Source organism: Pseudomonas sp. FP2294 (assembly GCF_030687625.1).
GTDB classification, from domain to species: domain Bacteria; phylum Pseudomonadota; class Gammaproteobacteria; order Pseudomonadales; family Pseudomonadaceae; genus Aquipseudomonas; species Aquipseudomonas shahriarae.
On the sequence record NZ_CP117441.1, the window covers coordinates 702,616 to 721,036 of the forward strand.

Consider the following 18,421-nt stretch of genomic DNA (forward strand, 5'->3'; position numbering starts at 1 on the left):
GGGAGTCCAATAAAAAAGACGAGAGACCCATTGGAATCTCTCGTCTCAACCAAGCGTAGGCGCTGTAGGGGAGGCCGTCTAATGGGCCAGGTGCAATTTTTCTATTGACCGGTCAGGCCCTTGAGCAGGCCGCCTACGCCGGTGTTTGCAGTGGCCGATCCAGACGCCGTGGCGTTGGCGTTGATGTTCAGGCCGCCGAGCAGGCCACCGCCACTGCCGCTGGTGCCGCCGGTGACCAGACCACCCACTGAGGAGACCGCTCCACCGACTGCGTTGACGGTCTGGCCCACGGTGTTGGTGATCGGGTTGGCATTGGCTGCGGTGATGTTGCCACCGAGGCCGCTGACTGCGCCGCCTACTTGAGTCACCAGGCCATTAACCGGTGCACCGATGCCGGTAGAGGTGCCGATGTTTTGGGTCAGGCTGCTGACCCCCGAAGTCACAGGGTTCAGCGCCGCGCCCACATTGTTCGCAAGACCTGCGACCGGTGCGGTTGCCGCCGTGTTGGCGACGCCGTTGCCACCGATCACTGTGCCGAGCGAAGCCACCGTGTTGCCCAATGCGCCACCTGCCACACCGCCCGCACTGACGGTACCGTTGGTGTTGCCCGCATTCAGGCCGTTACCGACGTTGGCCACCAGGCCGCCCACCAGTTCAGGCAGACCGGAGGCTGGGGCGCTGCCACTGCCGGTTCCGGCAGACGGTGCGACATAACCACCTGCAGTGCCTGCTACCGCACCGACACCGCCGAGTACCGTGCCCAGGGCACCGGTCACCGGGTTGCCTGTGCCACCTGCGCCTGCCACCTGGGTGCCGAGGCCGGTGGCGGTAGAGCCGACTTTATCCAGCAGGCCGTTGACCGGGTTGCCCAGGCCAGTGGCTTTGCCCAGATTGCCCGTGGTGTTTTCCACCAGCGAGACCACAGGCACCAGCACTTTGCCGCCCAGGGTGTTGGTGACCGATCCCAGGGGACCGGTGGTGCTGGCAGTGCTCAAGGTATCGCCGAGCATGGTGACCGCCTGGCCGACTTTATCCACCAGGCCACCGGCGGCCCCACCGACGCCGCCAGTAAGGCCGCCGACTACTGGGATACCGCCCAAGGTGGTCGACAGGGTTTTACCGGTGTTCGAAACCCCGGTGCCCAGGTCGGCGACGCCGTTGGCCACGCCGGCCACGGTAACGCCCAGGGAGTTGCTGTTAGTGCCCAGGGAACCCAGGCCATCGCCGACGCCAGTGCCGATGCTGCCGACCGCGGTGCCCACGCTGGTCACCAGGCCACCTGCCGTAGTGCCGACTACTGGAACACCGCCAACGGTTGTGCCGATGCCACCAATGGCTGTTCCGACATTGCCGAGCGTGTCGCCCAGGTTGGCTGCAATCTGCCCAGTGACCAAGGGGCTGGTGGTCGAGCCAGTGCCGCCGCCAGTGCCGCCGCCGGTACCGCCACCAGTGCCGCCGCCAGTGCCACCGCCGGTACCGCCACCAGTGCCGCCGCCGGTACCGCCACCAGTGCCACCGCCGGTACCGCCACCAGTGCCGCCGCCGGTACCGCCACCAGTGCCGCCGCCGGTACCGCCACCAGTGCCGCCGCCGGTACCGCCACCAGTGCCGCCACCGTCACCACCACCTGTACCACCGTCGGTACCGGCATCCGGGGAGGAGGATGCGACGCTGCTCTTATGGCCGCCACCACCACTGCTGCAGCCTCCCAGGCTCATCGCCAGAATAAGGGCCAATGCAGTACTTGCCTTCCACAACACGACTTGAGTTTTCATGATGAGTTCCTTAGCACCTGGTACAGCCTTTGTTGGTTTCGCTAGTTCGCCCGTTCTTCAGCGAGCAATACATGCGTCCGTTGTGGCTATAACAGTCCTCGGTACTCTTTATCGCAATGCTCAACTTGGTATTAATGATTTATATACAGGCAGACTTACTCGTCCTGATGATTAATGCCAAAGGTATATAAGGCGGTTTTTTATTTGTGGTTATGTGTTCTAGATCAATAAGTTAAATAAGTTAGCGGGCTACCAGTGGCCCGCTATAACTTAGGGTGTATATATACAATTAATCAGCAAATTACCCCGGTTTCAGGCAATCGGCTGCCACTTCCCGAGCATATGTTCGATGTCGCCATCGCCCTTGAGTTGCAACTCGCCGCCGGAGCCGGGGGCACTGCTTAACAAGATGACCTGTCCAGGCAGCCGCACAGGTTTCTTGAACTCAACGTAGATCTCGATATTCGCCGCCGGCAGATGTTCATGCAGGGCCGCGACGGTGCGCGCCTTGTTCCACAGCCCATGGGCGATCGCCTGGGGGAAGCCGAACAGCTTGGCAGTGAGGGCGCTCAAGTGGATCGGGTTGTAGTCACCGGATACTCGGGCGTACCGCCGACCGATGTCGGACGGCGCCTGCCAGCGGGTCAGTTCGCTGACGGTATTGGGTGTTGGCAGGGATTGCTCCGGCGTCTCCCCCTCGAGTTTCACCCCACGACAGAGCATTCGACTTTCGCCTTCCCACAGCAATCCCAGGGAATCCTCGACGGTGGTGATCAAGTCAAAGGTCGCACCCTTGGCATGGGGTTGCAGGTTGCGCGTATGCACACTGACCCGCACCTCGCTGACCCCGCCCATGGGGCGGAATACGCGGATACGGTTGCTCAGATGCACCAGCCCCAACAGTGGGAAAGGAAATTCCCGGGCTGTCAGCAACTGCAACTGCAGGCCGAACGCCAGGATGTGCGGATAGGTCGCCGGCAGCATTGGGCTGTCGGCAAACCCGCAGACCTTGCGATAGGCCGCCACTGCCTCGGGATTGACCTGCACCCGGCAGTGCAGCCCAAAGTCGGGCAGGGTGGTGCCGGTAATTTTGCGCTTGAGTGCGGCGCGCCAGTACAACGGTGGCAGCGCCGGGCTGCTGGGTAATGTGTGCCACAGCATCGTTATGCTCCCAGCAGGCTTTGCCCGCACACCCGCAACGCCTGACCACTGACCGCCCCCGAGCCTGGCTGGCCTAGCCAGGCCACTGCTTCTGCAACGTCCTGCGGCAGGCCGCCCTGGCCCAGGGAGCTCATGCGTCGCCCGGCTTCACGCAAGGCGAAGGGAATATGCGCAGTCATCTGGGTCTCGATAAAGCCCGGTGCCACCGCGTTGATGCTGATGCCGCGTTGCGCCAGCAACGGCGCCCAGGCTTGGGCCAGGCCGATCAGCCCGGCCTTGCTCGCGGCGTAGTTGGTTTGCCCGCGATTGCCAGCGATGCCGCTGATGGACGCGAGCAATACCACGCGGCCATTGTCGTGCAGGGTGCCGCTGTCGAGCAGGGCCTTGGTCAACACTTGCGGGGCGTTGAGATTGACCGCCAGCACCGCGTCCCAGTATTCCGGGGTCATATTGGCTAGGGTCTTGTCGCGGGTGATGCCAGCGTTGTGCACCACAATGTCGATGCCGTCCGGCAATTGCTCGATCAATTGCGTGGCCGCGTCATCGGCGCAGATATCCAGGGCAATGCCACGCCCGCCCAGCCGTGCGGCGAGGGCGTCGAGATCGGCCTTGGCTTGCGGCACATCCAGCAACACAATTTCGGCACCGTCGCGCGCCAGGGTTTCGGCAATCGACGCGCCGATGCCACGGGCAGCTCCGGTCACCAGGGCCTTGCGCCCGGCCAGCGGGCGCGTCCAGTCGTGCACCTGGGTCGGGCAGGCGCTCAGGCGCAGCACTTGGCCGCTGATATAGGCACTTTTCGGCGAGAGGAAAAACCGCAGCGCACCTTCCAACTGATCCTCGGCGCCTTCTGCGACATACAGCAGCTGCAAAGTGCCACCGTTGCGCAGCTCCTTGGCCAGGGACCGGCTGAAGCCTTCGAGGGCGCGCTGGGCGCTGGCGGCAAACGGCTCGTCGAGGCTTTCCGGGGCGCGGCCGAGAATCACCAGGTGTGCGCTGTGGTCGAGATTTTTCAGCAGCGGCTGAAAGAATTCGCGCAGTTGCTTGAGTTGGTCGGTGTGCTGCAAGTGGCTGGCGTCGAACAGCACCGCCTTGAGCTTGGGACCATGCCCGGGAATCCACGGCGTGGCCTGCAGCGGTTCGGGGCCGTAGCTGTAGATGGCCTCGGTGAGTTTATTGGCAAACCCCTGTACCTGGGCCGCGAGCGGGCCGCCGCCCAACAGCAGGGCGCCGTCCACCGGGCGCAGGCGCCCGGCTTGCCAGCGCTCCAGGCGTACCGGGGACGGCAGGCCAATGGCCGAGACCAGGCGGTGGCCGAGGCTTGAGTTGGCGAAGTCGATATAACGGTCAGACATGGAACGCTCTCCGGCTGCTGGGGTTCAAAGGGTGGACCATCAATCGGTGACAGTCGTTCCTAGTCTAGGCTCAGGATTGCACCTACCACCTTCAGGGAGCTTTACATGACTCAGTTGCGCCGCGTCGCGATCATTGGCGGTAATCGTATCCCCTTCGCTCGTTCCAATGGCCCCTACGCCACAGCGAGTAACCAGGCCATGTTGACCGCCGCCCTGGAAGGTTTGATCGAGCGCTACAACCTGCACGGCCTGCGCATGGGCGAGGTAGCCGCAGGTGCAGTGCTCAAGCACTCGCGGGATTTCAACCTGACCCGCGAATGCGTGCTGGGCTCGCGCCTGTCGCCACAAACCCCGGCTTATGACATTCAACAGGCCTGTGGCACCGGGCTGGAAGCGGCGCTGCTGGTGGCCAACAAGATTGCCCTGGGGCAGATCGAATGCGGGATTGCCGGCGGCGTCGACACCACCTCCGACGCGCCCATTGGCGTCAATGAGGGGTTGCGCAAGATCCTGCTGCAAGCCAATCGCAGCAAATCCATGGCGGATAAATTAAAAGTCCTGTTACAACTTCGTCCGCAACACCTCAAGCCGGAACTGCCGCGCAATGGCGAGCCGCGTACCGGCCTGTCCATGGGCCAGCACTGCGAGCTGATGGCGCAGACCTGGCAGATTCCCCGCGCCGAACAGGACCAACTGGCCCTGGAAAGCCACCAGAAGATGGCCGCGTCCTACGCCGAGGGCTGGCACAACGATTTGCTCACGCCGTTTCTCGGCCTGACCCGCGACAATAACCTGCGCCCGGACCTGACCCTGGAAAAACTCGCCAGCCTCAAACCGGCTTTTGAACGCAGCGAAAAGGGTACCCTCACCGCCGGCAACTCCACCCCCCTGACCGATGGCGCGTCCCTGGTGTTGTTGGGCAGCGAAGCCTGGGCCAAGGAGCGTGGCCTGCCGATCCTCGCCTACCTGCGCGATGGCGAGGCGGCGGCGGTGGATTTCGTCAACGGCGCCGAAGGGCTGTTGATGGCGCCGGTGTATGCCGTGCCACGCCTGCTGGCGAGAAATGGCCTGACACTGCAGGATTTTGATTACTACGAAATTCACGAGGCCTTCGCTGCGCAGGTGTTGTGCACGCTCAAGGCCTGGGAAGATGCCGATTACTGCAAGACCCGCCTGGGCCTGGACGCGCCGTTGGGCGCCATCGACCGCAGCCGCCTTAACGTCAAGGGCAGCTCCCTGGCGGCCGGGCACCCGTTTGCCGCCACCGGTGGGCGTATCGTCGCGAACCTGGCCAAGCTGCTGGATGCGGCGGGCAAGGGGCGCGGGCTGATCTCGATCTGCGCGGCGGGCGGGCAGGGTGTGACAGCGATCATTGAGCGCTGATCTCGGCTATCATCCGAACGCCTTGGGCAATAACGGCTTTGTCGGATTAATCTGGCATATTGGATGCATTCTTTAGCAGATCAAAGCTCGTTACCCTCTCCCCGCTGTGCGAGGATTGCCGTATAACGAGTGCCATACGCGTGTTTGGTAATAAAGGACCCACAATAAAAGCTGATGAAGACTCCTAAACGCATTGAACCCCTGATCGAGGACGGTCTGGTCGACGAAGTGCTGCGCCCACTTATGAGTGGTAAAGAAGCAGCTGTTTATGTGGTGCGCTGCGGCAACGAGTTACGTTGCGCCAAGGTTTACAAGGAGGCGAATAAACGAAGTTTTCGTCAGGCGGCCGAATACCAGGAAGGCCGCAAGGTCCGCAACAGCCGACAGGCCCGGGCCATGGCCAAGGGCTCCAAGTTCGGCAAGAAAGAAACCGAAGACGCGTGGCAGAACGCCGAAGTAGCGGCGCTGTTTCGCCTGGCCGGTGCGGGCGTTCGTGTGCCCCAGCCCTACGACTTCCTCGAAGGCGTGTTGCTGATGGAGCTGGTGGCCGATGAATACGGTGACGCGGCGCCACGTCTGAACGACGTGGTCCTGGAACCGGATCAGGCCCGTGAATATCACGCCTTCCTGATCTCGCAGATCGTGCTGATGCTGTGTACCGGCCTGGTGCACGGTGACCTTTCGGAGTTCAACGTGCTGTTGACGCCGACCGGCCCCGTCATTATCGACCTGCCGCAAGCGGTGGATGCGGCGGGTAACAACCACGCATTCACCATGCTGGAGCGGGACGTGGGCAACATGGCTTCGTATTTCGGGCGCTTTGCCCCGGAATTGAAGACCACCAAGTACGCCAAGGAAATGTGGGCGCTGTACGAAGCCGGCACCTTGCACCCGGCCAGCGTGCTGACCGGCGAGTTCGACGAGCCGGAAGAGTTGGCGGATGTGGGCGGCGTGATGCGCGAGATCGAAGCGGCACGGCTCGACGAAGAGCGGCGCCAGGCGATCCGTGCGGCGGATGATGCGCCACCGGGCAAACCGGCGGAAGAACCGCCACCGCCTTGGATGCAGTGATCTTCAGGTCACTGGCAATGTAAATGTGGGAGCTGGCTCCCACATTGGGTTTTGTGGGCGGTCAGTGATACCCCGTCACTTGCAACAACCGCCCGCTGCCAACTCCTTGAGAATCGGGCAGTCCGGCCGGTGATCGCCCTGGCAGTGCTCCATCAGGTCCTGCAATGTATCGCGCAGCTGCCCCAACTCGCGGATCTTGTGGTTCAACTCTTCGATATGCTGGCGAGCCAACGCCTTGACGTCGGCACTGGCCCGTTGCCGGTCCTGCCACAGTTCCAGCAACTTGCCGACCTCCTCCAGGGAAAACCCCAGATCCCTCGAACGCTTGATGAATGCCAGGGTGTGCAGGTCGTCGTGGCCATATAGGCGATAGCCGCTGTCGCTGCGATTGGCCGGTTTAAGCAGGTTGATGGATTCGTAATAGCGAATCATCTTGGCGCTCAAGCCGCTTTGCCGGGCTGCCAGACCGATGTTCATGGGCGGTGATCCTCCAGATCCTTGGGTTTCCAGGTTTCAACAGCAGCGCATTGCTCACCATGTCCGCGCTGGACAGGGTCCGTAGCAGGTCGAGCAGGCCGAACCAGTTGGACACAACAGCCCCGAATGGATGCTGCCCAATTTTGCGCAGATCTCGCGGCCGGCGGTTGCGCTTTGCGGCAGTCTTCCGGGAAATGTTAGCTGTAGGATCAACCTTGACCTTAGGGGAAGGTCAAGCTCCATTGTTTGGCTGCCGTAGATTAATAGCCCAGCTTTGCCGCCTTGAGGTACATGCCGTCCGCACCCTGGGCAATGCGCAGTTTGCGCACATCGCCTGCCTTCAACTCGATGTGTTGTGCCTTGGGCGCCAGCAATCCTGGCAGGCAGCCTGGGGCTTGGCCTGGCAGTAGCTTGAGGCGCAGCGAGACCGGGCCTGCGGGGAAGTTGAACGAGGTGGATTGCTCCTGGAACAGCCGCCCGGCCAACTGGTCATTGACGTACAGGCCAATCTCGCAATTGGTGGGGACTTCCAGGCGCTCCCTGGAAATGATCAGCACCGCATAATCCTCGGCCGCGCTGGCCTGGGGGGCGGCGGCGAACAGGCTCAACAGGCTCACAAGGCCAAAAAGCGACCAGCGCATGGTGAATTCTCCGGGTTTCAAATCGTGGATGGTTGCAGCTTGGCCGACGCCGCCAGGGAATACCAGCCCGGCTGTTGTTTTCGGCGCTTGACCTTGCCATCGTGGCAAGGATGAAACTGGGTGCAACCTCACTTAAGGAGTCATGTCATGCAAATATTCAGCGTTGAAGGAATGACCTGCGGCCACTGCGTTCGTGCCGTCACCCAAGCCGTTCAGGCCCTGGACCCGGCAGCCAGTGTGAAGGTCGATCTGGGCGCCAAGGAAGTGGGGGTGGAAAGTCGTTTGTTACCGGAAGAAGTGATCCGCGTGATTACCGATGAAGGCTACAGCGCCAAGCTCGCCTGATTATTTAATAGTTAGCGAGCTATCGTAATGTTCAAGGCACCCAAGCGCGGCTAGACTGTCGGGCTGCCGACTCTTTTGGGTGCCTGATGAACCTTCGCATACTCCTCATTTTGGGGGCCTTGAGCGCATTTGCGCCGCTGGCCATCGACTTTTATCTGCCGGGCTTCCCGGCCATGGCGGTGGCGTTCGGCACCGACGAAAAACATATCCAGTTGACCCTGGCGGTGTACTTCACCGGGCTTGCGGTCGGTCAATTGATCTATGGGCCGCTGGCGGATCGTTTTGGCCGGCGCATCCCGCTATTGAGTGGTGTCACCCTGTTCACCTTGGCCTCCCTGGCGTGCGCCTATGCGCCGTCCCTGGAGTGGCTGATCGGTGCGCGCTTCGTCCAGGCTCTGGGCGGGTGTGCGGGCATGGTGATTTCCCGAGCGGTGGTCAGCGACAAGTGCGACGCGGTGGGTTCGGCCAAGGTCTTTTCGCAGTTGATGCTGGTGGTCGGGCTGGCGCCGATCCTGGCGCCGATGCTCGGTGGGGTGATGGTCAGCCTGTGGGGCTGGCAGTCGATCTTCCTGGCGTTGACCCTGTTCAGCGTCGGTGCGGGTGTGGCAGTGGCTGTCGGTCTGCCGGAGAGTTTTCCGGCCCATCAACCTCGGCAGCCGCTGTCCGGAGCGTTGCGCCAGTACGGGCGCCTGCTGGCCGACCGCGTATACCTGGGGTATGCCGTGACCGGCGGCATCGCGATTGGCGGGATGTTTGCCTACATTGCCGGTTCGCCTTTCGTCTTTATCAAGCTGTACGGCGTGCCGGCTGAGCATTATGGCTGGCTGTTCGGCACCAATGCCGCGGGCTTTATCCTGGTGGCGCAGGTCAATGCGCGGCTGCTGTCCAAGCGCGGGCCGGCCTTTCTCCTGACCCGTACGGTATGGGTTTACCTCGCGGCAGCGCTGGCATTGCTGGCCGTCAGTGCCTTGCATACCGAAGCACTGTGGCCGCTGCTGGTGCCGCTGTTCCTGTGTATCGCCAGCCTGGGCTGCATCATGCCCAATACCTCGGCGTGCGCCATGAACGGCCAGGGCGCGCGGGCCGGCAGCGCCTCGGCACTGCTGGGCTGTATCCAGTTTGGTGTGGCGGCGGGTGCGGCATCGTTGGTCGGCGCATTGCACGACGGCACGGCCATGCCGATGTCGATCGTCATCAGCCTGTGCGGGGTGTTGGCGGTAGTGGTGGCCATGTGGACCCAGCGCCTGCAGCGGCAGCGAGCCTTGCAAGCGCAGGTCTGACAGTCTTTTCAGCCCGTAGCGCGCTGCTGGTTTTCGGGAAACCGGTGGGGCGCCTGGATCCGGTTTTGCAGGGTGTTGGCGAAGGCGCGGGCCTCGGCTTCACTGCGGAAGGTAAAGGCGTCCTGGTCCAGGCGGACCTGCCATTTGTTGCCTTGGGATTTTGCTAACGCTTTTATCAGGATCTTCATTGCTGACTTCCTCACGTAAAAGATTGCGTGGCAAAGGCGGCCAATATAAACCCGAAGACGCTCAAAAATATGACAAGGATCAAGTGTCTGACTAGCGGTGCCGTCCGTTGCCCACAGGTGGAACGGACGACACTGACAGAGCCCGCGTCTTAGAAGCCTTCCAGCACAATCTTGCCCTTTGCCTTGCCGCTTTCCAGCAAAGCATGGGCGCGGCGCAGGTTCTCTGCGTTGATCACGCCGAAGTGCTCGCCCACCGTGGTTTTCAGGGTGCCGGCATCGATCAGCTCGGCCACTCGATTGAGCAGGTTGTGTTGCTCGATCATGTCGGCAGTCTCGAACATCGAGCGGGTGTACATGAATTCCCAGTGCAGCGACAGGCTCTTGCGCTTGAGCTTGAGCACATCCAGCGACTTGGGGTCATCAATCAGTGCCAGTTTGCCTTGGGGCGCGAGCGCTTCGACCAACTGGTCCAGGTGCTGGTCGGTTTGGGTCAGGCTGGCGACGTGGGTCACCTGTGGGTGGCCTACGCGCTTGAGCTCTTCGCTCAGTGGCTGGCTGTGGTCGACTACCAGGTCAGCGCCCAGGTCCTTGGCCCAGGCCTGGGTTTGCGGGCGCGAGGCGCTGCCGATCACCTTGAGTGCGGTGAGTTGCGCCGCCAATTGGGTGAGGATCGAACCTACGCCACCGGCAGCGCCGACAATCAGCAGGCTCTGGCCTTGATCGGTCTTGCCTTCAGGCACTTGCAAGCGCTCGAACAGCAGTTCCCAGGCGGTGATGGCAGTCAGCGGCAGGGCTGCGGCTTCGGCAAACCCCAGGCTCTTGGGCATATGGCCGACGATGCGCTCATCGACGGTGTGCAGTTCGCTGTTGCCACCCGGGCGGGTCAGGGAGCCCGCATAAAACACTTTGTCGCCGGCCTTGAACAGCGTCACTTCACTGCCCACGGCCTTGACCACACCGGCCACGTCCCAGCCCAGCACTTTGGCCGCGCCGTTTTCCGGGGTGACGTTCTGGCGGATCTTGGTATCCACCGGGTTGACCGAGATGGCTTTGACTTCTACCAGCAGGTCGCGCGGACCGGCCACCGGCTCAGGCAACTGGATATCCTGCAGGGACTTTGGGTCGTTGATCGGCAATGCGGCGTAGTAGGCGATGGCTTTCATGGCAAGTTCCAGGAAGGGCGGAATGGGATGGTTAGATCATTAGCTATTTCTCTTGCAGATAAAACCCGCTAAAAGAGCAGTCTCTTTCAATGGTTTTTTGATAATCCCTCGGGGCGGTGGTCATGCTGCGTTTTGATGATTTGCAGTTGTTCGTACGTGCGGCGGATTTGGGGAGTTTGTCGGCCGCCGCACGGGTCATGGATATGTCGGCGGCGGTGGCCAGCGCAGCGTTGAAACGCATTGAGCAACAATTGGGCGCGCGCTTGCTGGCACGTTCCACTCGCAGCCTGCGCCTGACTGCCGAGGGCGAGGGTTTCTTGCAATACGCCCGCGGTGCCTTGAGCCAACTGGATGAAGGCCGGCGCCTGCTGGCCAGCAGCCAGGACCATGTCAGTGGTGTTTTGCAACTGTCGGCGCCTTCGGACTTTGGCCGCAACCTGCTGTTGCCGTGGCTGGACGAATTTCAGCGCGAGCACCCGCAATTAAGTGTGCGCCTGCTACTGGGCGACCGGATTGCCGACCTGTTCCGCCAGCCGGTGGATATCGCCTTGCGCTATGGCGAACCCGAGGATTCGAGCCTGGTGGCCTTGCCGGTCGCGCCGGACAATCGCCGGGTGCTCTGCGCCGCGCCCAGCTACCTGGCCCGGCATGGCGAGCCGCGCCACCTGTAGGAACTGGCCCAGCACAACTGCCTGCTGTACATGCTCGGTAGCCGAGTGCATGACCATTGGAGCTTTCAGGATGGCAAACGGGAAATCAGTCTGACGGTTACCGGTGACCGCTTCAGTGACGATGCCGACGTGGTGCGGCGCTGGGCCGTGGCCGGGGTGGGGATTGCCTATAAGTCCTGGCTGGATGTCAGCGCCGACGTACTGGCAGGCCGCCTGCGGTTGCTCTTGCCGGAGCTGCAGGGTGAGCGCACACCGCTCAATCTGCTGTGCGCCCATCGCGCGCAGTTGAGTAAGCCGATCAACCTCCTGCGTGAAATGCTCGTGGCACGTTGTGGGAAGTTGAGCGCGCAGTTGCCTGAACAGCAAGGGACTACGTAATAACCCCAGGGAATTCAGGAAACTTCAGGCAAATGCTGTCGCTGATTTGGCTGTAAGACGCCACGGAATCTGCTGCTTACACACTTATACTTTTCCGCGAAATGGAGCAGACCAACGAATCTACAGGGAGTGAATACATGGAACAGGCACCTTGCATCAGCCAGATCGCAACCTTGCTGGCCGACCCCAAACGCGCCGCGATGATCTGGGCGTTGATGGACGGCTCGGCCAAGCCGTCCGAAGAACTGGCGATGCTGGCGGGGTTATCCGCGTCATCGGCCAATGCGCATCTGGCGCGATTGGCGGCGGGTGGATTGCTGCGCATTGAAGCCCGGGGGCGCAAACGCTTCTTTCGCATGGCGGCGGCCGATGTGAGCGCGGCAGTCGATGCGCTGGCCAGTACCACCATGGCCAGTTTGGCGCGCAGTGCAGTCGGCCTGCCGGTGGCGGCCTTGCTGGCACCGTCGTCGTTGCGTCAGGCGCGGCTTTGTCATGACCATCTGGGGGGTGAAATGGCGGCAGCACTCTATCAACGCATGGTGCTGGCGAAGTGGGTTGAACGCTTCGAACAGCGGCTTCACGTGACGCCATTGGGCGCACGCCAATTGGCCGAGCGTGGCATTTACACCCAGGCCCTGGCGCAACACAGTTACTCGACGATGGCTTGCGATTGTTTTGACTGGAGCGAGCAGCAGCCGCATCTGGGCGGGGCATTGGGGGCGGGATTGTTGCAGTTGTTCATGCAGTCACGCTGGCTGACGGTGATCAATGAGTCGAGCGTACTGCAGGTCACCGAGACCGGGCGCCTGGAAATTGCCCGGATGGCGGCCTTGTAGGAGCCGGAAAACCGGCCCCTACAGGGTTTGGTCAGGGCTTGACCAGGCGTGCATCCAGGCTGTTTTGCGCCAGGCGGCGGGCCTGGTCCTGGGTCATGCCCAGCGAGGTGTGCAGCGCGTGGAAGTTCTCGGTGACATAACCGCCGAAGTACGCCGGGTCATCCGAGTTCACCGTGACCTTCACCCCACGCTCGAGCATGTCGAGGATGTTGTGCTGGGCCATGTCGTCGAACACGCACAGCTTGGTGTTGGACAGCGGGCACACGGTCAGCGGGATCTGCTCGTCGATGATCCGCTGCATCAGGCGCTCGTCTTCGATGGCGCGCACACCATGGTCGATGCGCTGGATCTTCAGCAGGTCGAGGGCTTCCCAGATGTACTCCGGCGGGCCTTCCTCACCGGCATGGGCGACGGTCAGGAAACCTTCGGCACGGGCGCGATCGAATACGCGCTGGAACTTGCTTGGCGGGTGGCCCATTTCCGAGCTGTCCAGGCCTACGGCGACAAACGCATCCCGGAACGGCAGCGCCTGGTCGAGGGTTTTTTGCGCTTGCTCTTCGCTCAGGTGGCGCAGGAAGCTGAGGATCAGGCCGCTGGTGATGCCCAGTTGCTGCTCGCCATCTTTGAGCGCGCTGGCGATGCCGTTGAGCACCACTTCAAACGGGATCCCCCGGTCGGTGTGGGTCTGTGGGTCGAAGAACGGTTCGGTATGGATCACGTTCTGCGCCTTGCAACGCAGCAGGTAGGCCCAGGTCAGGTCGTAGAAATCCTGGGAGGTGCGCAATACATCGGCGCCCTTGTAGTAGAGGTCGAGAAACTCCTGCAGGTTATTGAAGGCGTAGGCCTTGCGCAGGGTTTCGACGTCGTTCCACGGCAGCGCGATTTTGTTGCGTTCGGCCAGGGCGAACAGCAACTCGGGCTCCAGCGAACCCTCCAGGTGCAGGTGCAGTTCGGCCTTGGGCAGGGCATTGAGCCAGTCGTACATGGGGGCATTCTCATCAGGTGCAATGGCGGCATTCTACAGGCCAAGGCGCAAATAATCGGTAAAACCTGACCGAGCGGTAAGCATTGTTCGTGCCTGCGGCAATGGGCGAATGAACTAAGGTGTAACGAAACGTTAGCGATACGCCGCAGTCTGTACCCCATCAATGACTGATTTGCCGCTCGAAAAGGCCTGTAATGCTCACATCCCTCAAGCAAGAAAAGTTCATGTGGCTGGCGCTGATCGCCGCCCTCGCAGCCTACCCTCTGGAGCACTGGCTGTTGCACAGTGGACAGATGACGGCCCTGCTCGGCGGCCTGGTGCTGATCGGTTTTATCGTCATGGCCTCGATGCGCGTGGCCCACCATGCCGAGCTGCTCGCCGAAAAGGTCGGCGACCCCTACGGCACCATGATCCTGACCCTGGCGGCGGTGCTGGTGGAAGTGGTGATCCTGGCGATCATGATGAGCAACGAGGCATCGCCGACCCTGGTGCGTGACACGATCTACTCAGCCGTAATGCTGGATATCAACGGCATCCTTGGCCTGGCTGCGTTGATGGGCGGCATCAAGCATGGGGAGCAGTCCTACAATGATGATTCGGCGCGGACCTACAGCGTGATGATCTTGACTGCCATGGGCGTGTCCATGGTGGTGCCGGAATTTATCCCCGAGGCCGACTGGAAAATCTACTCGGCCTTCACCATCGGTGCGATGGTGGTGTTGTATGCCTTGTTCCTGCGTATGCAGGTGGGGCCACACAGCTACTTCTTCAGCTACAGCTATCCGGAAAAACGTCGCAAGCCATCGCCGCAAGAGCACGCCTCGCCGGTCAACCTGACGTTCTCCATCGCGACCCTGGTGTTTGGTGTGGTGGTGATTGGCGCATTGGCCGAGGTGATGTCCAAGACCCTGGACCTTGGCCTGGAGGGCACGGGGGCGCCGCCGGTGATCACGGCGATCCTGGTGGCGGCGATTTCCGCCGCCCCGGAGATTCTGACCGCCTTGCGCGCAGCCTTGGCCAACCGCATGCAGTCGGTGGTCAACATCGCGCTGGGGGCTTCGTTGTCGACGGTGATTCTGACGGTGCCGGTGATGGAAGCCATGGCGCTGTACACCGGCCAGCCGTTTCAGATGGCGATGACCCCGGTGCAAACGGTGATGGTGTTTATCACGCTGATTGTCAGTGCGATCAACCTCAACGATGGCGAAACCAACGCCATCGAAGGGATGACCCATTTTGTATTGTTTGCGACCTTTATCATGCTGTCGCTGCTGGGGGTATAGGCCTGGCTAGGTGATTTTGCGCGCGGGCCAGAGCCCGTTTTCAAACATCCTCTCGCTTTCCTGTTTCAACTCGGTAATCACACGTGCGACGCAAGGGTCCGTCAACTTTCCCCGGTGGCGGGCGATGCAGATGGTGCGAGTAACCCGAGGGACTATCAACGCGGCCTGCAATTGCCGGGTGCGTAGTTTTTCCGCAACGGAACTGGCGGCCTGGATACCGAACCAGTTGCCGGTTTCTATCAAGCGCACCTGGAATTCGCCGGAATCTATTTCAATGCTCACATTGAGGGTGAGGTCGTGGCCCGCCAAATGATTGTCCAACAGGGTGCGAATACGGTTGAGGCGCGAGGCCATGACCAGCGGAAACTCCGAGAGTCTTTTGACGTTGATCTCCTGCAGATTGAGCAGGCTGTGACTGCCCACCAAGTAGAGATCTTCCTGGGCGAAGTCTTCGCAGACCACCTCGGTGGAGGATTTGCGGTCGAACAGCAGCGCGATGTCCAGTTTCCCGTCGCTCAGCCAATCCCAAAGATAAGCGGACGGGGACTCTACGACGCGCAAGCGGATTCCCGGGTAGGCGGCTGCCAGTCGGGTCAGGAGTGGGACGACCAATACATTGGCGCAAGAGTAGGGCACGCCTATGACGACTTCTCCTTCGGGAAAATCAGAATCTTCATGTATTTTTTTGTAGGCCATTTCGGCCATGCCCAGTAGTTCATAAGCGCTGCTTAAAAAACGTTGGCCCAATGCAGTCGGCGAAGCCCCTCTGGCATCTCTCGTTAACAATTGCACACCAATAGCTTGTTCGAGTTTGGTCAACGTTACAGTAAGAGCAGGTTGTGCAATGCCCAGTTTGCGCGATGCGGCCGTCACACTGCCTTCTTCGCATACAGTCACAAATGCAATGAGCCTGCCTATATCGAGCTTTCGGGCATTTTTCATGGGTTAGCCTGTCATGGGGTATATATCTTATATATGGGTCAATCAAAAAACGGTATTTCCAATATAGCCTGAGTAGGATCAATCTCAAGTGATTAAACAAGCTGTGTATTAAAAAAAGCAGAGGTAATCACAATGACGATCCAGGACATTGCATTGAAGTCTATCGAGGGTTTTCATGTTGGCGGAGAGCGCGTGTATATGGACGGCTTTCCGGAACAACTGATGACCAAGGTTCCCGGCGCCGCGCCTATCCGGGTGTCGATGAATGGGCATCACATGGTTGGCCAGATGTATTGCCAACGGTATACACAAAGCAACCCACGCTCCCCCTATCCACTGGTTTTCCTGCATGGCGGCGGCCTGACCGGCGCCTGTTGGGAAAACACACCGGATGGCCGGCCGGGGTGGTTGACGTTTTTTCTGAAGGCCCGATACGACGCCTGCTTGTGCGATGCGTTTGAGCGTGGACGTGCATCCTGGCCTGCCTATCCCGAGATCCTCGCAGGCAAGCCTGAACACCGGACGCTGGATGCGGTATGGCATCATTTCCGCTTCGGTCCGGCGTCCAGTTACTGCGCTGAGGCCCGTGAAGAGCAGGCTTACCCCGGGCAGCAGTTCCCGGTGGAGCACCTGGATGTTTTTGGCCAACAGTTCGTGCCTCGCTGGGCAGGTACCGATCACCGGGCACTTGCCGGCTATAGAGCCTTGCTGGAAAAAATTGGACCTTGTGTATTGATCGGGCATAGCCAGGGCGCTTACTACGCCCTGCAACTGGCGCAGGAGTTTGCAGGAACGGTGAAAGGGGTGGTTGCTATCGAGCCATCGGCAGTTCCCGAACTATCCAAAAGTGTACTGACGCTTCCTCCGCATCTAGCCATTTGGGGGGATTTCATTCGCGATAAAAGTGTCATGTGGGAGAGCTACCTTCACAGATGTGAGGCGTACTTTGAGCAACTGCAAAATAAATCGGTAGATTCCCGGGTCTTGGAGTTGCCGACGGTCGGAGTGTCGGGTAACAGTCATATGTTGATGATGGATGCTAACAGCAATCAAGTGGCCGGAATGATTGATGAGTGGCTGGTTAGTCTTGCTTGAAACGTTGAATAATAAAAATAATAATTTGAGAGGGTTTACATCTCTCAATGGGGGGAAGTATGCAGGCTGCAAAGGCAGAGTTGGCGCAAGACAGTGTCTCGGATGATGTTCAGGGCCAGGCACTGATAAGAAAAATAACCTGGCGCTTGATGCCATTAATTATAATTTGCTTTTTTTTTGCATTTTTTGATCGGATCAATATCAGTTTTGTAAAGTTTCAGCTGGAAAGCGAGTTAGGGTTCGGTAATTCGGTGTATGGGCTGGGGGCCAGTTTATTTGTTGTCGGGTATGTGATTTTCGAAGTGCCCAGTAACTTGATGCTCTACAAGGTGGGGGCGCGCAGGTGGATTGCCAGGATCATGATGTCCTGGGGGATTGCTACTTGTGCCATGGTCTTTGTCCAGACCGAATGGCAGTTTTATGTGCTGCGCTTCCTGATCGGCGCAATGGAAGCGGGTTTTGGGCCGGGGGTCGTATTTTACCTGACGCTTTGGTTTCCTTCTGCATTTCGAGGTCGAGCGACGTCGCACTTGTTCCTCGCTTCGGCATTTTCAGGACTGATAGGCGCACCCTTGGCGGGGCTCCTGTTAGAACATATGGATAACGTGTTTGGTCTTCCCGGGTGGCATTGGCTGTTTCTATTCGGAGGTGTTCCCTGCGTTGTGCTGGGGATCGTTGTCTTGAATGTACTCTGTGATCGTGTGGAGGACGCTAAATGGCTGACGCGGGCCGAAAAATCATGGTTGGCGCAAAAAATATCGGAAAAGAACCAATCGTCTTCTGTAGAGCACTCCTTTCGAAGCGCATTGAAATCGCCGATTCTTCTGTTGTTGGGGTTTCTCTATTTTCTCATTCAGCTTGGGTCCCATGGCCTTAATTTCTGGGCGCCGCATTTGATTCGTTCCACTGGGGTGGAGTCGTCAGGCACATTGGGGCTTTTGACTGCGGTGCCTTACGTCTGTGGGGCAATTGCGATGATTACCGTTGGACGCCTGTCAGACCGTTCAGGCGAGCGCCGAAAATTCGTGGCAGGCCTGTTGTTGCTGGCGTCTATCGGATTTCTGTTAGCGGGCTTTTTCGATGACGATACGACGTTGCTGGTGATTGCCCTGGGCGTATTGGGCGGTGGCGTGATTGCCTCCATCCCCGCATTCTGGGCATTGCCGCCGATGATTCTATCGGGAGCGGCCGCGGCGGGAGGTATCGCATTGATCAACACGTTGGGGCAGTTCGGTGGAATCGTCAGCCCATTGATGGTCAGTCAGATCATCGAGTTTACGGGGAGTGCGACGCCCGCGTTGTATGTGATCAGCGCCACCAGCTTGTTGGCGTGCCTGATCCTGATGTTTATGTTGCCGGACAAACTTAAACATAAAGACCTGTAACCAGAGC

Annotated in this window: 17 protein-coding genes and 1 pseudogene; 9 read left to right on the forward strand and 9 right to left on the reverse strand. The window is 60.1% G+C overall.

Going from position 1 to position 18,421, the window contains the following annotated elements:
• Positions 1-101: 101 nt before the first annotated feature.
• The 3 genes from PSH73_RS03005 to PSH73_RS03015 form a co-directional block, all read right to left on the reverse strand.
• Positions 102-1,775: a collagen-like triple helix repeat-containing protein gene (locus PSH73_RS03005; RefSeq protein WP_305461898.1), complete on the reverse strand. Its 1,674-nt coding sequence runs from the start codon at positions 1,773-1,775 to the stop codon at positions 102-104.
• A gap of 312 nt (positions 1,776-2,087) precedes the next feature.
• Positions 2,088-2,936, reverse strand: a complete 849-nt coding sequence (locus tag PSH73_RS03010) for a MaoC family dehydratase (RefSeq protein ID WP_115127313.1) — start codon at positions 2,934-2,936, stop codon at positions 2,088-2,090.
• A gap of 2 nt (positions 2,937-2,938) precedes the next feature.
• Entirely contained in the window at positions 2,939-4,291 is a 1,353-nt protein-coding gene (locus PSH73_RS03015; protein ID WP_057437632.1) for a 3-oxoacyl-ACP reductase, read from the reverse strand.
• Positions 4,292-4,396: 105 nt separating this feature from the next.
• On the opposite strand from PSH73_RS03015, the gene PSH73_RS03020 reads away from it, so the two are divergent.
• Together PSH73_RS03020 and PSH73_RS03025 are read left to right on the forward strand one after the other, a co-directional pair.
• Positions 4,397-5,674, forward strand: coding sequence for an acetyl-CoA C-acetyltransferase (locus PSH73_RS03020; RefSeq protein ID WP_115127314.1), 1,278 nt, complete (start codon positions 4,397-4,399; stop codon positions 5,672-5,674).
• Positions 5,675-5,848: 174 nt separating this feature from the next.
• Positions 5,849-6,745, forward strand: coding sequence for a PA4780 family RIO1-like protein kinase (locus tag PSH73_RS03025; protein ID WP_029297573.1), 897 nt, complete (start codon positions 5,849-5,851; stop codon positions 6,743-6,745).
• Between the two features lie 75 nt (positions 6,746-6,820).
• Here PSH73_RS03025 and cueR read toward each other — a convergent pair whose 3' ends face one another.
• Together cueR and PSH73_RS03035 are read right to left on the reverse strand one after the other, a co-directional pair.
• Entirely contained in the window at positions 6,821-7,222 is a 402-nt protein-coding gene (gene cueR / locus PSH73_RS03030) for a Cu(I)-responsive transcriptional regulator (RefSeq protein WP_057437636.1), read from the reverse strand.
• A gap of 260 nt (positions 7,223-7,482) precedes the next feature.
• Positions 7,483-7,863 (reverse strand): hypothetical protein, encoded by a 381-nt coding sequence (locus PSH73_RS03035; protein WP_057437637.1) that lies wholly within the window; start codon positions 7,861-7,863, stop codon positions 7,483-7,485.
• Positions 7,864-8,010: 147 nt separating this feature from the next.
• Between PSH73_RS03035 and PSH73_RS03040 the strand changes: the two genes are divergently transcribed.
• Both PSH73_RS03040 and PSH73_RS03045 read left to right on the forward strand, forming a co-directional pair.
• Positions 8,011-8,208 carry a heavy-metal-associated domain-containing protein gene (locus tag PSH73_RS03040; protein ID WP_057437639.1) on the forward strand — a complete coding sequence of 66 codons (198 nt, stop codon included), beginning with the start codon at positions 8,011-8,013 and terminating at the stop codon, positions 8,206-8,208.
• Positions 8,209-8,294: 86 nt separating this feature from the next.
• Positions 8,295-9,488, forward strand: a complete 1,194-nt coding sequence (locus tag PSH73_RS03045; protein ID WP_057958242.1) for a multidrug effflux MFS transporter — start codon at positions 8,295-8,297, stop codon at positions 9,486-9,488.
• An 8-nt stretch (positions 9,489-9,496) separates the two neighbouring features.
• Here the strand turns inward: PSH73_RS03045 and PSH73_RS03050 are convergent, their stop codons facing one another.
• Both PSH73_RS03050 and PSH73_RS03055 read right to left on the reverse strand, forming a co-directional pair.
• Positions 9,497-9,676: a hypothetical protein gene (locus PSH73_RS03050; protein ID WP_057437642.1), complete on the reverse strand. Its 180-nt coding sequence runs from the start codon at positions 9,674-9,676 to the stop codon at positions 9,497-9,499.
• 149 nt (positions 9,677-9,825) lie between these two features.
• Positions 9,826-10,839 carry a zinc-binding alcohol dehydrogenase family protein gene (locus tag PSH73_RS03055; protein WP_057437646.1) on the reverse strand — a complete coding sequence of 338 codons (1,014 nt, stop codon included), beginning with the start codon at positions 10,837-10,839 and terminating at the stop codon, positions 9,826-9,828.
• A 122-nt stretch (positions 10,840-10,961) separates the two neighbouring features.
• On the opposite strand from PSH73_RS03055, the pseudogene PSH73_RS03060 reads away from it, so the two are divergent.
• Together PSH73_RS03060 and PSH73_RS03065 are read left to right on the forward strand one after the other, a co-directional pair.
• Positions 10,962-11,888: pseudogene (locus PSH73_RS03060) on the forward strand (LysR family transcriptional regulator).
• A gap of 137 nt (positions 11,889-12,025) precedes the next feature.
• Positions 12,026-12,724, forward strand: coding sequence for a helix-turn-helix transcriptional regulator (locus PSH73_RS03065; RefSeq protein WP_305461901.1), 699 nt, complete (start codon positions 12,026-12,028; stop codon positions 12,722-12,724).
• A gap of 31 nt (positions 12,725-12,755) precedes the next feature.
• Here PSH73_RS03065 and PSH73_RS03070 read toward each other — a convergent pair whose 3' ends face one another.
• Positions 12,756-13,709 carry an adenosine deaminase gene (locus PSH73_RS03070; protein ID WP_057437650.1) on the reverse strand — a complete coding sequence of 318 codons (954 nt, stop codon included), beginning with the start codon at positions 13,707-13,709 and terminating at the stop codon, positions 12,756-12,758.
• A gap of 194 nt (positions 13,710-13,903) precedes the next feature.
• On the opposite strand from PSH73_RS03070, the gene PSH73_RS03075 reads away from it, so the two are divergent.
• Positions 13,904-14,992 carry a calcium:proton antiporter gene (locus PSH73_RS03075; RefSeq protein WP_186626259.1) on the forward strand — a complete coding sequence of 363 codons (1,089 nt, stop codon included), beginning with the start codon at positions 13,904-13,906 and terminating at the stop codon, positions 14,990-14,992.
• A gap of 6 nt (positions 14,993-14,998) precedes the next feature.
• Here the strand turns inward: PSH73_RS03075 and PSH73_RS03080 are convergent, their stop codons facing one another.
• Positions 14,999-15,934 carry a LysR family transcriptional regulator gene (locus tag PSH73_RS03080; RefSeq protein WP_128593777.1) on the reverse strand — a complete coding sequence of 312 codons (936 nt, stop codon included), beginning with the start codon at positions 15,932-15,934 and terminating at the stop codon, positions 14,999-15,001.
• 132 nt (positions 15,935-16,066) lie between these two features.
• Here PSH73_RS03080 and PSH73_RS03085 point away from each other — a divergent pair, with 132 nt between their 5' ends.
• A complete protein-coding gene (locus PSH73_RS03085; protein WP_057958248.1) occupies positions 16,067-17,029 on the forward strand; it encodes an alpha/beta fold hydrolase in 963 nt (320 codons plus the stop codon).
• A 59-nt stretch (positions 17,030-17,088) separates the two neighbouring features.
• Positions 17,089-18,414, forward strand: a complete 1,326-nt coding sequence (locus tag PSH73_RS03090; protein ID WP_057958249.1) for an MFS transporter — start codon at positions 17,089-17,091, stop codon at positions 18,412-18,414.
• The last annotated feature ends 7 nt before the right edge of the window (positions 18,415-18,421 follow it).

Bases quoted from the DNA above. Each gene is read 5' to 3' on its own strand.
- PSH73_RS03005 (WP_305461898.1), bottom strand. From the start codon at position 1,775: ATGAAAACTCAAGTCGTGTTGTGGAAGGCAAGTACTGCATTGGCCCTT.
- PSH73_RS03010 (WP_115127313.1), bottom strand. From the start codon at position 2,936: ATGCTGTGGCACACATTACCCAGCAGCCCGGCGCTGCCACCGTTGTAC.
- PSH73_RS03015 (WP_057437632.1), bottom strand. From the start codon at position 4,291: ATGTCTGACCGTTATATCGACTTCGCCAACTCAAGCCTCGGCCACCGC.
- PSH73_RS03020 (WP_115127314.1), top strand. From the start codon at position 4,397: ATGACTCAGTTGCGCCGCGTCGCGATCATTGGCGGTAATCGTATCCCC.
- PSH73_RS03025 (WP_029297573.1), top strand. From the start codon at position 5,849: ATGAAGACTCCTAAACGCATTGAACCCCTGATCGAGGACGGTCTGGTC.
- cueR (WP_057437636.1), bottom strand. From the start codon at position 7,222: ATGAACATCGGTCTGGCAGCCCGGCAAAGCGGCTTGAGCGCCAAGATG.
- PSH73_RS03035 (WP_057437637.1), bottom strand. From the start codon at position 7,863: ATGCGCTGGTCGCTTTTTGGCCTTGTGAGCCTGTTGAGCCTGTTCGCC.
- PSH73_RS03040 (WP_057437639.1), top strand. From the start codon at position 8,011: ATGCAAATATTCAGCGTTGAAGGAATGACCTGCGGCCACTGCGTTCGT.
- PSH73_RS03045 (WP_057958242.1), top strand. From the start codon at position 8,295: ATGAACCTTCGCATACTCCTCATTTTGGGGGCCTTGAGCGCATTTGCG.
- PSH73_RS03050 (WP_057437642.1), bottom strand. From the start codon at position 9,676: ATGAAGATCCTGATAAAAGCGTTAGCAAAATCCCAAGGCAACAAATGG.
- PSH73_RS03055 (WP_057437646.1), bottom strand. From the start codon at position 10,839: ATGAAAGCCATCGCCTACTACGCCGCATTGCCGATCAACGACCCAAAG.
- PSH73_RS03065 (WP_305461901.1), top strand. From the start codon at position 12,026: ATGGAACAGGCACCTTGCATCAGCCAGATCGCAACCTTGCTGGCCGAC.
- PSH73_RS03070 (WP_057437650.1), bottom strand. From the start codon at position 13,709: ATGTACGACTGGCTCAATGCCCTGCCCAAGGCCGAACTGCACCTGCAC.
- PSH73_RS03075 (WP_186626259.1), top strand. From the start codon at position 13,904: ATGCTCACATCCCTCAAGCAAGAAAAGTTCATGTGGCTGGCGCTGATC.
- PSH73_RS03080 (WP_128593777.1), bottom strand. From the start codon at position 15,934: ATGAAAAATGCCCGAAAGCTCGATATAGGCAGGCTCATTGCATTTGTG.
- PSH73_RS03085 (WP_057958248.1), top strand. From the start codon at position 16,067: ATGACGATCCAGGACATTGCATTGAAGTCTATCGAGGGTTTTCATGTT.
- PSH73_RS03090 (WP_057958249.1), top strand. From the start codon at position 17,089: ATGCAGGCTGCAAAGGCAGAGTTGGCGCAAGACAGTGTCTCGGATGAT.